This window comes from Leptolyngbya sp. Cla-17 (genome assembly GCF_016807185.1).
In the GTDB taxonomy this organism is placed as follows: domain Bacteria; phylum Cyanobacteriota; class Cyanobacteriia; order Leptolyngbyales; family Leptolyngbyaceae; genus ULC077BIN1.
This window is the reverse complement of sequence record NZ_JAEVYN010000001.1, coordinates 1,543,049-1,555,225: the sequence shown is the minus strand read 5'-3', so window position 1 is coordinate 1,555,225 and position 12,177 is coordinate 1,543,049. Positions and strand designations below refer to the sequence as shown.

Here is a 12,177-nt window from a genome sequence, read left to right as displayed (position 1 = left end):
ATCGACCTTTCTATCAGAAGCCTTTAACTTGCTGATAACGCATGGATCTGCTTACAAAATCTCCTCTTCCTAATGCTTCTACTATTCCTTCACGGCAGATTTCAGTGGTGATTATTGCTCTCAATGAAGCAGAACGGATTACCAATACGATTCAATCTTGTCAGACATTTGCTGATGAAATTGTGGTGGTGGATGGCGGTAGCCAGGATAATACCATGCAAATTGCTCAAACCCTTGGCTGTCAGGTTTATCAAAACCCTTGGTCTGGCTACGCTAAACAACGTAACCAGGGTGCTGCATGGGCAAAATTTGATTGGATTTTTTTTATAGATGCAGATGAAACGATTGACCAGCAACTTAATACGGCGTTACTAGATTGGAAGCAGTGTCCTCACATAGAAGCCAGTGCCTTTAGCTGCGATCGCATCGGAGACTTTTTAGATGGTTGGTTACAGGGTCGTCCTGAAAGTCACATTCGACTTTATAACAAGACTGTTTTGCAAATCAATGATGCGTTAGTACATGAGCGAGTTGAGGTGAACACTGCACCCGTCGGTAGACTATCTGGCACCATTCTACATCAAGGATTTCGTAACATCAGTGAGACGGTCATTCGGTTTAACCGTTACACCGATCTAGATGCTCAAGAAAGTTATAGCCAGGGTCAGAGATTTAATCACTGGCGGCTATTACTTAAACCACCTGCCAAATTCCTGCAAATGTATCTTTGGAACTACCTCTGGCAACAAGGAATTAGTGGACTAGCAGTCTCTATTTTGTGGAGTTACTACATTTTTTTGAAAGAGATCAAACTGTATGAACTGGAGCCATGAAAATTCTATTTTTAGATCAAAGTGGCAAGACAGGAGGGGCAGAACTTTGTCTGCTAGATGTGGCGAAGCCCTACCGCGATCGTTGCCTGATTGGATTATTAGCAGACGGTTCATTTCGAGAGCTACTAGAACAACAAGGTATTCCAGTGCAGGTGCTAACTGGGCAAGCCATTCCAGTGCAAAAAGATAGCAACCTGCTGAAAGGACTCAGTAGCATCGGACAATTGCTGCCGTTAATTGGGCGAATTGCTCAATTGAGTCGTGATTATGATGTAATTTATGCCAACACGCAAAAGGCTTTAGTCGTTGGTGCGATCGCGAGTCTTTTAGCTAATCGCCCGCTGGTCTATCATCTACACGACATTGTTTCTTCAGATCATTTTAGTACTGTTAATCGCACGCTTATCGTTAGCTTAGCAAATCGATTTTCATCGTTAGTCATTGCCAACTCTCACGCTAGTGCAGACTCATTCGTTGCCGCTGGAGGAAACCGCGATCACGTCAAAGTGGTTTACAACGGATTCGATCTTAAACAATATCAACATCATGCCGATGCTGCTCAAATGCGTCAAGCATTGAGCTTAGGCGATCGCTTTGTGGTTGGTCATTTTAGTCGGCTATCTCCCTGGAAAGGTCAGCATGTGCTGATTGAAGCGTTAACTCACTGTCCTGATGTGACCGTGCTATTCGTAGGCGATGCGTTGTTTGGTGAACAGGATTATGTAGAACAGTTACATCAACAGGTAGAACAGATGGGAATCAGCGATCGCGTCCGGTTTTTAGGATTTCGGTCTGACATACCGCAGTTGATGACGATGTGCGATCTGGTTGCCCACACTTCCACTGCTCCAGAACCCTTTGGTCGAGTGATTGTGGAGGCGATGTTGTGCGGCACGCCGATTGTCGCGGCAGCAGCAGGGGGCGTGGTTGAATTAATAGAAAACGACAAAACTGGCTGGTTATCGCCACCGGGCGATGCACTGAAACTTGTAGATATCATCCAGCAGTGCCAAAGTCAACCAGAGCAGGCGACCGCGATCGCCCATCAAGCTCAACAGTCAGCCAGCCAGCGGTTTAATCTAGAAACAACAAATCAACAGATTGCCCACCTGTTACAGCAAGTAATGAGCGATCGCGGGTAGAAAAATTAACTTTCTTTTGGGTGAGCATTGGTACGTTGGCAAGGAGCATTTAAGGGTGTCGATGATGTAGTTTGGCTACGATGGGCAACTTTGAATGATACTCTTCTGCCGATAGACTGCGAACCCATTAAACAAGAACATCAACGCGCCGAGCAAAAACGCCAGCGCACCTACTATTTTTGGCAAATAGCCTAAGGAGAATCCTCACGGGAGCGCAGCTTGAGCATGGGATGGCGTGGGCAAGCGGTTTAGCGCTGAGGGCAATCGAACAACCTGTGACCGTTGAAGGGTCAATTCTTTCGTTGTCTACAACGATCGAGGCAAAAAAAGTCGTTGAGGTCGCTTCGGGTTGCAGCGGCTTTGATATGGCGTTTGTGTTGGCGGGCGTGGGGGTAATCATGGGATTATTTTTCAAACGCTCTTGGTCAAAAATTGTGGCTTTGGTTGCCGCCGGAGTTTTTCTGGCGCTGGTTTTCAACGTGCCACGAATTATGCTGCTGGTGTTTGCGGTCGTCTATTGGGGCAAGGATTCCTTTGAGTTTTGGCATGGCGCGATCGGTGGACAGATTTTTGCTAGCATCCTGCTAACAGCTTACTACTATCTCGCCATGGCGATGCTACGGAAAAGTGCTTCGAGCCTGTAGAAAAACGTAAGGGCGCTTCGTGAAGCACCCTTACGTTTTTTATCTATCGTCCAAACCATTGCTGAAACCAGCTAGGGCGGCGTTTTTGCACCGTCTTAGGTTGAGGTTGTGCCACGGGGCGGGGCGCTTGCACAGACGGCACAGAGACGGGCGCAGCAGAGATCGGCGCAGTAGAATTTGGCGCAATCACCACTGAATTATTGGAATTGGAATTGACAAAAACAGGGCTGCTTGGATAAGCGGCAACTGGGCGGGTAAACACCGGACGAGCCGCGATCGCGGCTGCATTCAAGCTGGCAATGGATTGATTGTTTGTCAGGTAAATATGCCCCAGAGATGAGCCTTGATAGGATCGCTCGGTGACTCGCCAGCCTGGTTCAAAGTAAAACTTGGCAAAGCCAGACGTATAGCCCCGCGTTCTGGCAATCAGCAGTTCTGGCAGGGTGCGATCGGTATTTGGCGCAGCGATCAGGTGTAGATCGCCCTCTCGCTTCATCACCCGAAAACTGTAGCGCCAGTTTTGATCTTCGCCACCCACCCTCATGGAGTAGCCATTGCTGTCGATACTGCGTCCGCAAATATCGGTAAAATCAAACTCCACCAGCAGCGGATTGATCCTGGTTGGGCTAGCGCCACTTTCGCTCCAACAAGAGCGAACATTGCTAAGCTGTTTTATGATCAGAAGTTGATGGGCATTTCCGCCATAGGGAGAGGCAACGGCAACAAAGCGGCTTTGGTCGATTTCTTGTTGACCAAACATAGACTGGGCGATCGCTGGAGTCGCTTGACTAACAGCAGCCAGCGCAAGCGTAGCTAGCGTAGCCAAACGCAGGTTCAATGAAGTATGCATAGTATCAAGTCAAAGTTAGAGAGTGGTTAATTGATGCGACATATTCAAACTATTGCCCAGTGCGCACCCCGTATCCGGACAATAATTCCCTCAGTGGAATATTTTTGTTTGGATGTCTGTTCACCTTTTTGACGCATTGACACCGTAAATGTTTCTCGATCTCACCGACCTATAGGAGTCAGCACTATGAATATTTTTGGAATTGGTTTGCCAGAGATGGTACTGATTTTCACCCTAGCGCTGCTCGTTTTTGGACCCAAAAAACTACCCGAAATTGGTCGTAGTATGGGTAAAGCCATTCGTGGTTTTCAAGAGGCTTCAAAAGAGTTTGAAAGCGAATTCAAACGTGAAGCCGAGCAAATTGAGCGGATTGTCAAAGAACCTATGCAGGCAACCCTGGAAGAACCCGTTCCGCCAGCCTTAAGTGCCGCAATTGAACCAACCGAAACAGAGGTGCCCACAGTACAATCTGAGCCTATAGAATCTGAACATACAGAATCCGAGCCTGTGACTGCTAGCCCAGAACAAAAACCAGAAGAATCTTTGGGCTGATCCGCAATGACTGACCTAACGCCATCGCCCCTAGTGATTCCCCAAGTGATTGTAGGATTGGGCAACCCTGGTGCCAAGTACGATCGCACGCGCCACAACATCGGGTTTGAAGTGGTGGACTTGTTAGCAAAGTGGTGGCAGATCAGCCTATCGGAGCAGAAAAAGTATCAAGGGTTATTTGGGGAAGGGCTAGGAGCAAGCAGCGCCAAAGTGCGGCTGCTAAAGCCCCAAACCTATATGAACAACTCTGGGCAATCGATTCGCGCCGTGCTGGATTGGTACAAACTGCCACCAGAATCAGTGCTGATTATCTACGACGATATGGATCTGCCCGTGGGTAGGCTGCGGATGCGCCTTTCGGGTTCTGCTGGAGGGCACAACGGCATGAAATCCGCGATCGCCCATTTAGGCACTCAAGGTTTCCCCCGATTGCGCCTCGGTATCGGCAGCGCCAAAAATGCTGATATCGACAAAGACACAATCTCCCACGTATTAGGGAAATTTGCTCCCACTGAAGCTGCGATCGTTGCAGATGCAATTAAACTCTCTGCTGAAATGGTGGAATATAGCCTCAAGCAAGGCGTGGAAAAGGCTATGAGTCTCTACAACAATCGCACGGCGGGAGAGTAGAGAGAATAGGGAAGTTCAGAGTACGAGGTGCGGAGTAATTTTACAACTCCGCACTCCGCACTGCTCAACGCCGTACTCCCTACTCTTCAATCATCATCGTGTTGATGTTGCAAGCTCAGAAGATGCCACGCAGTCAGCGGGGAGAGACTGGCGTAGGCGATCGCCATAGAGCGCTAGTGCGTTCCCTGCAAGTAAGCGGGTGAGGTAGTCGCGATCGTAGTCGCCTTGGGTAGCCGCATCGCGAACGCAGTTTTGCAGTACGCCATCCCAGTGCCCATAATCCCCAGAGAAGCAGGCGACTCGCTTACCCATTTCGCCCATTGCCTGGGGCAAATAGGTGGGAGCTGGATCATCAGATTCAAAAGAGACAAAAATTTGCCCCCGTTCAAAATACTCTAATGGGTCGCGATGACGCAAATCAGCGTGTTCATAGAGACTAGCATCCTCAATCTTGGCAGGGTCGCGCTCGGCTGACCACATCAAGTCAAACAGAGTCTTCACCTGGTTAAGCACGTTGGCTTTGTTGCGACCGCTCCGCTCCTGCATCATCAGGCGAGTCATCTCCATCATGGAAGGGCGATAGGGATTTTTTGGATCAAAGTCACGCACTCGTTTTTCCCAATGTTCGTGCATGGCATGGGATAGGTCAGGCAGCCAACCACAGCCGCCTTCCAAAAAGCCAACCCGCAGGGTCGGAAATTGCTCAAATGCACCATCAAATACCATGCGGGTCATGGCGTGCTGCTGCTGGTTGCGCTGCACAAAAATGTGAGTCAGCACAAAGGTTTCCATATGATCCGCAATGCCGCCCATCATGAAAGAGCCGGGTGCGCCGTGAATTCCTAGGGAAACGTCCAAATCCACAGCGGCTTGCAAAATCGGGCGGAAATCGGGATGGCTAATCGCTTTGCAGGTGCGGATTTCGGGGAAGGCTTCTGGGGCGCGGGGATGGGGAATAGGAATATTGGGCGGCACTGCTACACCCACCATACCTAGTTCTTCGACGCAGCGATGCAGTTCTTTGACGGCTTCGCCCACGTCCTGCAAGGGCAATACGCCAATGGGCCTGATCCGATCGCCATAGCCACGACAATCCTCTGCCATGTAGGTGTTATAAGCTTTGCAGAACGCGATCGCCAGGTCGGTATCCAGCAAGCTAGAGAAAATCAGATTTAGGGTGCCATAGACAATATGTACATCTACACCTTCTCGATCCATATGTTCAATTCGCACATGGTTGAACATGGCCCCCAATGTGGTTTCAGGGTGCAATGTGCGAAATCCACCTTTACCTAAGCCACTTGGTTGAGGAAACAACTGCACCAAATCGTTTTGCCCTGTTTTGGGGTTGAAATCCATAATTTTGATGCGTTGATCGCCCAAACTATCGATGATTAACCCCAGGCGATCGCGATACTGCGGTTCTAGATAATCCAGCATCACTAAAGGGTTTTCAATCTTGTGAGCATCCGCATCAATAACCAGTAAACCTTCGTACATAAAACTCCTTAAGTAATGTAGAAATGGAAAAACGCTGTGCGGAGTTGAAGAGTGCAGGGTATGGAGTTAAGGAGTTCGGAGTTAAAGAGTTCGGAGTTGAAGGGTTCGGAGTTAGATTGAAACCGCGTACTTCCGTACTTCTGTACTTCCGTACCCCTTGCCTCTAACTCCTCGCCCTTCTAATCACTTGGCGTAATCCAAACCAGTTTTCAAATGACCAGGATAGGGATGCCAAGATAGTGATTCCGGGATATTTCACAAACGCAGGTTCATTTTTCTCAAAAAAGGCATGACCACCCAGCGCAAAAATCTGGGTAAACACCAGGCAAATTAGGGTGATGCGCCAATCAATAAACAGAAAAATAACAGCAGTGATCGCTAGTAAGTTGGTGAGATGGTGAAGCGCTTGATTAATGGGATTTTGGTGACTCGCGACGAAGTGTGCCTTTGCCTCGTTAAAATAGCTCACAGCCTATACAATGCCTCCATTTCAACCAAAATTTTTGGGAAAGATGTTGGAACAATAGCACAGGCTTTTTAATGCGACAGTGGAGTCAAAGCAAATCTTTGGAATTGAGAAGTGTGCCAACCGCTAAATTACCACCACTTCAGCTCTAGATAGCTGCGCTCTGTATGGGTTTGCTCATCATCCGTGAGCCATTCCACCACTTTATAGGTGCCAAAGACGTGATCCCACCAGTCTACGCCTAAGCCAAAGTTGTGATGCCACATGTTGTACTTGTGATGGACATAGTGAACGGGCATTTTCATCCAAAAGCACTTGGTTGGGTTTTCGTGCTGAAGCTGATGGGCATAGGAGGAAAAAGCAGCATAGATCACAGCGCCTAAGCTCCAGCCAATGCCAGCGGATAGCGAGACAAAAAACATCGGCACCAATAAAATAATGGTGCCTTTGACGTAATCCAAAAACTCCCAGACAACGCCCTGTGCTTCGTTGCGGCGATGGTGATCTCGGTGGCGTTCCCCCAATTGAAGCGGTTTGTGCATTAATCGATGCACCCAATATTCCACCAGGCTAGCAAGTACAAAGGCGATCGCAAAGCAGGCGATTCCAATCCACATAGGGAAAAGCTCAAACATGCCTATCCATTCCTCACATTCACTTCTTCTTCAAAGTATAGAGTTCTAAGCAGATTCCTAAGGGCTGCCGCTATATTTGCCATTTTGAGCAGTCAGGTAATGCGGGTAATTGAATGGCTCCCTGGAGTACTTCAAGCATTTTGGCAGGAAGAACACTACTGTCAAGTCCAGGTTTAGCCAAAATTCAATCGGTTACAAGCAAATTAATTGCAAAATCTGCCCTTACTTTGTTTGCCATAAACTACCAAAAAGTTAAGATTCACCTTATTTTTTATGAATCAGCTTGCTTAATTTCTATCTCAAGAAGGTTTATTTAAATGCCTCTAAGGACAGATGGGTTAGAAGCCGGTTTTCGTTAGCATCCTCGCGGGGCTAGCAATTATCCTGTTCGATGCTAGTTCGATCGCTGAGCGATCACCGCCAAAAAAATGTTTTGACTATCGCAGCAAGCAAATCGCTTGCCTAGCAAGCCCTAACATGTCTGCATCTGAGAGTAAAAGGAGATAACCATGGTAGATTCAGCAAACTTTAATCCAAGTGTCAACTTTCTGTCGAGCATAGGAATCAATCAGAGTTCTTTAAGCTCGGCTCTCTCTCAAACCTCCAGCTTTTTAACCGAAGTAGCTTCAGAAGTTCCTTTTATTAGCTTGTTAGGTTCTTCTAGCAATTTACTGACACCTAGCACTGTGGGTGCTCTAGATGCGTCCTTGGTAGATATCGTTAATTCTTTAGACGAAATTCAAGGCACCGTAACGTTGGCAAACGGCGTGCTGGTTAGTACCGTGTCTACACCCTTTGGCTCTTTAGCAGAAACGGTGAATGTAACCGAGCAGGCAAACAACTTCCTAGTCACCCTGAATCAGATAGATGGAACGTTGGATCTTGCCAATGGAATTGCCTCTGGAAATTTAGACCTGGGGAACGAAGACTTTGTTGGTAGTTTTAATTTTGCTCAACTGGTTAGCAGTTTTGTAGGTGAGCAGTTCACAACCTCAAATGGAACGGTGGCATTTAAAGATGGTCAGATTGCAATCGATCTACCCACATCGCTGGGAGATGTGGAAGGAACGATTAGTTTTAGCAGCGGTCAGTTGGTTACAGACCTGACCACTCCCTTTGGAGATGTTGATTTTGCGATCGATTTTCCTGAGAACGCTCAATACACTTTTCCGGTAGGTGCATCGGAGGCGATGCTTGATCTGAATGCAGGCACGATAGCTGTTGATGTATTTACTCAAATTCCTGGTGCTGAAGTGGTTGTGCCTCTAGCAGCACTCTCAGGAGCTGTTGATTTTGCCGACGGAATCGCACTCGCAACGGTGGTTACACCCATAGGTGATCTTAGTTTCGACTTTAATGTAGCTGGAGAAGTGACTGAGGAACTAGCTGAATTTTTAACGGATGTCAGTGGCACTTTGGATATTGCAAATGGTAGCCTAATCAGCGACATTACTTCGCCAGCGGGGGCTTTTGCAGGCACTTTCAATCTTAGTCAGCTAATCGCTGATTTCATTCCTCAAATACCGCAATACTCAGCCACTGCCTCTTTCGCAAACGGCGTAGTGGTGGCGGAAGGAAGCACACCCTATGGTGACTTTGATGTGAACTATGACTATGGGCAATATTTAGATGATGTGGCTCTCCTGGTGGGTGATGTGACTGCCTAAGCCGGAATGTTTATAGGGGCGCTTCTCAAGCGTCCTTATAGGATCCTCGCACCAAAGCGGTTCTGCACTCCGTACTGGGTACTCGTCATATTACATTTCACACTACTCTGACATTATTGTGAATTTTGAGATGTACCCGGTGAAGGTTGAGAAGCAGGTTGAGGACGTTGCAATACAGCGATCGCCATTAACCAGCCAATCACCAACCCCAGTCCACCAAAACGAACAATCTGCCAAAATGGTTTTTCCCAACTGAACAGGCGGCTTTCTAATTTAACTTCCAACTCATCCAGGCTGTCTTGAATGTGCTGAAGTTCGACCTTCAGTTCAGGAGAGGCAGCCCGTTGATGTTGGCGCTTAATTTGCTCTTGCCGCTGTTGAAGGTTGGCTTGTGCGGCTTGGGCTTGCTGCACTTGATTATGGCGATCTTTGAGTTCCTGAAGCGATCGCTCCACCTCTACCAGTTCTTGATCAAAATCCGGTTCATCACCTGACTGCCCCTGATCTAAATACTCTTCACCTTCTTTAGAAGCCTTCATACTCTATTTCCTACTCCTCTTTTCTCAGACATAGTAAAGTGAAGAAATTAGCACTCCTTAAGAATACTGTGGATTATTTATGGTGAACCTGGCATCTCAAACGATGGGTTCAGTGGAAGGTTTGAACACGCCAGATTTGAATCAATGCAGCGCAGAAGAGTTAGCGCAGGCGTTGATGGCAAAACTGACGATTACCGACAAAGACTGGCATCGCCTCAAGGCAAACCGGAAAGCCAGAGCCTCTGAGCAAGCGATCGCGGCATTGGTCTTTTTACTCAAAAATCAACCTGAAGAAGCGCTACCTCGTTTGCAACAAGCAGTGAACTGGCTCGATCGCTCCATTTCTGCACCACCCTGTGAAACTCATGGCAAGTAAATGGAGAGCGTTCGCCTAGCGTCTGTAGTAAGAAACAGGGTGAATGGTGAAAGTAGAATAGCGAGAGGTAGATTTCGATTAGGCTTCTAGCTTTAATTCGTCACTCTTTATTCTTTTATGTTTCTTCCTCATCCTGATTCTTATCGCGGGAAGCCTGAGCAATTAAATGAAAGGAATTCATGGCGTTGGTAGCGGTTTTGCTAGTGGTCGTGGCGATCGCGGTACTGGATGCGCTCGTTTGAGCCGTTTGCAGTGCTTCTGCGACGGGATGATACAAAATCGTCATAAGACAGGAACATCCAGCCAACAGCAACAAATCGAGTTCTTTGCTGTTAGGTTTGCGAAACCGACCTTTGCGACTGCCAACTGAAGAAATGACTGAAACACGCTGACTACTTGACATGCTTTCCTTTATATTCACTGAACCCGTTACAGGTAGATAATTGGAGTGATCGCCATGCACCTATGGAAAGGGTGTCATGAAACGAATAACTCTTCACTAATCTTCGCTGCTAATCTAGACTGCTCAGAAAAAAATCGGTTCCGAACAGAAAACACTATAACGCAGCTAGTGTTCTGCGAAAATTAGGAAAGCTCACTGCCGATCTAAATGTGGAAGAACGAAATGTCTGAAAATTGGAGAAGTAAGATTGTTACTGAGGGTGTGCAGCGATCGCCCAACCGCGCCATGCTGCGAGCCGTGGGATTTGGTGATGGTGATTTTAGCAAGCCCATTGTGGGCGTTGCCAGTGCCCACAGCACCATTACCCCTTGCAACATGGGCATCGCGCCCTTGGCAACGCAGGCGGAAGCAGGCATTCGGTTGGCAGGCGGTATGCCCCAGATTTTTGGCACAATTACCGTCAGCGACGGCATTTCCATGGGCACCGAAGGAATGAAATATTCCCTCGTGTCCCGGGATGTGATTGCTGATTCAATTGAAACCGCCTGTAATGCCCAAAGTATGGATGGGGTGTTGGCGATCGGCGGCTGCGACAAAAACATGCCCGGTGCCATGATTGCCATGGCGCGAATGAATATTCCGGCGCTGTTTGTCTATGGCGGCACCATCAAGCCAGGAAATTTGGCAGGGGAAGATCTCACAGTCGTCAGTTCCTTTGAAGCGGTGGGTCAGTATAGCGCTGGCAAAATTGACGAGGTGCGGCTGACGGCGGTGGAGCGGAATGCTTGCCCCGGTGCGGGTTCTTGTGGCGGCATGTATACCGCCAACACGATGTCTTCAGCCTTTGAAGCCATGGGCATGAGCCTGATGTATTCTTCCACAATGTCAGCGGAAGACCCTGAAAAAGCAGAGAATACCGCACTGGCAGGAAAAGTTTTGGTGGAAGCGATTCGCCATAATCTGCGCCCTCGCGATATCATTACCCGTCAGTCGATCGAGAATGCGATCTCGGTCATCATGGCAGTGGGTGGTTCGACCAATGCGGTATTGCACTTTTTGGCGATCGCTCACTCTGCCGAAGTCAACCTGAAACTGGATGATTTTGAAGCCATCCGTGCCCGTGTGCCAGTACTGTGTGATCTGAAGCCTTCTGGTCGCTACGTCGCGACGGATTTGCATCGGGCAGGCGGCATTCCTCAAGTGATGAAAATGCTGCTCAATCACGGCTTGCTGCATGGCGACTGCCTCACTATCACAGGAGAGACGATCGCAGAACGCCTGAAGCAGGTGCCCGATGAACCCAGCGCTGACCAAGACGTAATCCGTCCTTGGAACAACCCAATGTATGCCAGCGGACATTTGGCAATCCTTAAAGGCAACCTGGCAACCGAAGGTGCAGTTGCCAAAATTACGGGCATCAAAAAAGCTCAAATTACGGGACCTGCACGGGTATTTGACTCCGAAGAAGCGTGTTTGGATGCGATTTTGGCAAGAAAAATCGTTGCGGGTGATGTGATCGTTATTCGCTATGAAGGTCCTAAAGGTGGACCCGGAATGCGAGAAATGCTGGCTCCCACTTCAGCGATTATTGGGGCAGGGTTAGGTGACACTGTTGGGTTGATTACCGATGGACGCTTTTCCGGCGGCACCTATGGCATGGTCGTGGGACATGTGGCCCCTGAAGCCTACGTGGGAGGAGCGATCGCCCTAGTTCAAGAAAACGATTCCATCACCATTGATGCCGCTGCTCGTCTGTTGCAGGTGAATGTGTCGGATGAAGAGTTAGCACTGCGCCGTGCTGCATGGCAAAAACCGAAACCGCTCTACACCTCTGGTGTGTTAGCAAAATACGCCACGCTAGTGTCTTCTAGCAGCCTCGGTGCCGTTACGGATTTGCACGTCAATCCATAATCTGGATGCCGATGAAGGAGAGTCGGGTA

General features: G+C 48.3%; 15 protein-coding genes. 9 read left to right on the top strand and 6 right to left on the bottom strand.

The genetic code is table 11. The features are described from left to right. Positions 1 to 41: 41 nt before the first annotated feature. The 4 genes from JOY44_RS06970 to JOY44_RS06955 are packed head-to-tail and all read left to right on the top strand — an operon-like array spanning position 42 to position 2,619. Positions 42 to 833, top strand: a complete 792-nt coding sequence (locus JOY44_RS06970) for a glycosyltransferase family 2 protein (protein WP_171572922.1) — start codon at positions 42 to 44, stop codon at positions 831 to 833. Next, entirely contained in the window at positions 830 to 1,975 is a 1,146-nt protein-coding gene (locus tag JOY44_RS06965) for a glycosyltransferase (RefSeq protein WP_171572921.1), read from the top strand. The genes JOY44_RS06970 and JOY44_RS06965 overlap by 4 nt, the downstream gene beginning before the upstream one ends. 27 nt (positions 1,976 to 2,002) lie before the next feature. Further along, complete coding sequence (locus JOY44_RS06960; protein ID WP_203031944.1) at positions 2,003 to 2,170, top strand: hypothetical protein; 168 nt, start codon at positions 2,003 to 2,005, stop codon at positions 2,168 to 2,170. Beyond that, on the top strand, positions 2,155 to 2,619 hold the full coding sequence (locus JOY44_RS06955) for an archaeosortase/exosortase family protein (RefSeq protein ID WP_171572920.1): 465 nt from the start codon (positions 2,155 to 2,157) through the stop codon (positions 2,617 to 2,619). Before JOY44_RS06960 ends, JOY44_RS06955 begins: the two co-directional genes overlap by 16 nt. Positions 2,620 to 2,662: 43 nt before the next feature. On the opposite strand, the gene JOY44_RS06950 is transcribed toward JOY44_RS06955, so the two are convergent. Then, complete coding sequence (locus tag JOY44_RS06950; RefSeq protein ID WP_171572919.1) at positions 2,663 to 3,469, bottom strand: DUF3747 domain-containing protein; 807 nt, start codon at positions 3,467 to 3,469, stop codon at positions 2,663 to 2,665. Positions 3,470 to 3,655: 186 nt separating this feature from the next. On the opposite strand from JOY44_RS06950, the gene JOY44_RS06945 reads away from it, so the two are divergent. Then, entirely contained in the window at positions 3,656 to 4,021 is a 366-nt protein-coding gene (locus JOY44_RS06945; RefSeq protein ID WP_171572918.1) for a TatA/E family twin arginine-targeting protein translocase, read from the top strand. A gap of 6 nt (positions 4,022 to 4,027) precedes the next feature. After that, positions 4,028 to 4,651 carry an aminoacyl-tRNA hydrolase gene (gene pth, locus JOY44_RS06940; RefSeq protein WP_171572917.1) on the top strand — a complete coding sequence of 208 codons (624 nt, stop codon included), beginning with the start codon at positions 4,028 to 4,030 and terminating at the stop codon, positions 4,649 to 4,651. Positions 4,652 to 4,744: 93 nt separating this feature from the next. Here the strand turns inward: pth and JOY44_RS06935 are convergent, their stop codons facing one another. From JOY44_RS06935 to JOY44_RS06925, 3 genes are all read right to left on the bottom strand, one after another. Next, on the bottom strand, positions 4,745 to 6,151 hold the full coding sequence (locus tag JOY44_RS06935; RefSeq protein WP_171572916.1) for an amidohydrolase family protein: 1,407 nt from the start codon (positions 6,149 to 6,151) through the stop codon (positions 4,745 to 4,747). A gap of 163 nt (positions 6,152 to 6,314) precedes the next feature. Further along, positions 6,315 to 6,620 (bottom strand): Mpo1-like protein, encoded by a 306-nt coding sequence (locus tag JOY44_RS06930; protein ID WP_171572915.1) that lies wholly within the window; start codon positions 6,618 to 6,620, stop codon positions 6,315 to 6,317. 128 nt (positions 6,621 to 6,748) lie between these two features. After that, the gene (locus JOY44_RS06925) at positions 6,749 to 7,252 is read right to left on the bottom strand and encodes a sterol desaturase family protein (RefSeq protein ID WP_197985027.1); all 504 of its coding nucleotides are present in this window, start codon (positions 7,250 to 7,252) and stop codon (positions 6,749 to 6,751) included. A 509-nt stretch (positions 7,253 to 7,761) separates the two neighbouring features. On the opposite strand from JOY44_RS06925, the gene JOY44_RS06920 reads away from it, so the two are divergent. Continuing rightward, positions 7,762 to 8,919 (top strand): hypothetical protein, encoded by a 1,158-nt coding sequence (locus JOY44_RS06920; protein ID WP_171572914.1) that lies wholly within the window; start codon positions 7,762 to 7,764, stop codon positions 8,917 to 8,919. Positions 8,920 to 9,032: 113 nt separating this feature from the next. On the opposite strand, the gene JOY44_RS06915 is transcribed toward JOY44_RS06920, so the two are convergent. Continuing rightward, the gene (locus tag JOY44_RS06915; protein ID WP_171572913.1) at positions 9,033 to 9,458 is read right to left on the bottom strand and encodes a hypothetical protein; all 426 of its coding nucleotides are present in this window, start codon (positions 9,456 to 9,458) and stop codon (positions 9,033 to 9,035) included. Positions 9,459 to 9,537: 79 nt separating this feature from the next. On the opposite strand from JOY44_RS06915, the gene JOY44_RS06910 reads away from it, so the two are divergent. After that, positions 9,538 to 9,834, top strand: a complete 297-nt coding sequence (locus JOY44_RS06910) for a DUF6439 family protein (protein WP_197985026.1) — start codon at positions 9,538 to 9,540, stop codon at positions 9,832 to 9,834. Between the two features lie 115 nt (positions 9,835 to 9,949). Here the strand turns inward: JOY44_RS06910 and JOY44_RS06905 are convergent, their stop codons facing one another. Beyond that, on the bottom strand, positions 9,950 to 10,237 hold the full coding sequence (locus tag JOY44_RS06905) for a hypothetical protein (RefSeq protein WP_171572912.1): 288 nt from the start codon (positions 10,235 to 10,237) through the stop codon (positions 9,950 to 9,952). Between the two features lie 222 nt (positions 10,238 to 10,459). Here JOY44_RS06905 and ilvD point away from each other — a divergent pair, with 222 nt between their 5' ends. Then, positions 10,460 to 12,148 (top strand): dihydroxy-acid dehydratase, encoded by a 1,689-nt coding sequence (gene ilvD / locus JOY44_RS06900; RefSeq protein WP_171572911.1) that lies wholly within the window; start codon positions 10,460 to 10,462, stop codon positions 12,146 to 12,148. The last annotated feature ends 29 nt before the right edge of the window (positions 12,149 to 12,177 follow it).

Bases quoted from the DNA above. Each gene is read 5' to 3' on its own strand.
- JOY44_RS06905 (WP_171572912.1), bottom strand. From the start codon at position 10,237: ATGTCAAGTAGTCAGCGTGTTTCAGTCATTTCTTCAGTTGGCAGTCGC.
- ilvD (WP_171572911.1), top strand. From the start codon at position 10,460: ATGTCTGAAAATTGGAGAAGTAAGATTGTTACTGAGGGTGTGCAGCGA.
- JOY44_RS06910 (WP_197985026.1), top strand. From the start codon at position 9,538: ATGGTGAACCTGGCATCTCAAACGATGGGTTCAGTGGAAGGTTTGAAC.
- JOY44_RS06965 (WP_171572921.1), top strand. From the start codon at position 830: ATGAAAATTCTATTTTTAGATCAAAGTGGCAAGACAGGAGGGGCAGAA.
- pth (WP_171572917.1), top strand. From the start codon at position 4,028: ATGACTGACCTAACGCCATCGCCCCTAGTGATTCCCCAAGTGATTGTA.
- JOY44_RS06920 (WP_171572914.1), top strand. From the start codon at position 7,762: ATGGTAGATTCAGCAAACTTTAATCCAAGTGTCAACTTTCTGTCGAGC.
- JOY44_RS06925 (WP_197985027.1), bottom strand. From the start codon at position 7,252: ATGTTTGAGCTTTTCCCTATGTGGATTGGAATCGCCTGCTTTGCGATC.
- JOY44_RS06935 (WP_171572916.1), bottom strand. From the start codon at position 6,151: ATGTACGAAGGTTTACTGGTTATTGATGCGGATGCTCACAAGATTGAA.
- JOY44_RS06970 (WP_171572922.1), top strand. From the start codon at position 42: ATGGATCTGCTTACAAAATCTCCTCTTCCTAATGCTTCTACTATTCCT.
- JOY44_RS06945 (WP_171572918.1), top strand. From the start codon at position 3,656: ATGAATATTTTTGGAATTGGTTTGCCAGAGATGGTACTGATTTTCACC.
- JOY44_RS06950 (WP_171572919.1), bottom strand. From the start codon at position 3,469: ATGCATACTTCATTGAACCTGCGTTTGGCTACGCTAGCTACGCTTGCG.
- JOY44_RS06915 (WP_171572913.1), bottom strand. From the start codon at position 9,458: ATGAAGGCTTCTAAAGAAGGTGAAGAGTATTTAGATCAGGGGCAGTCA.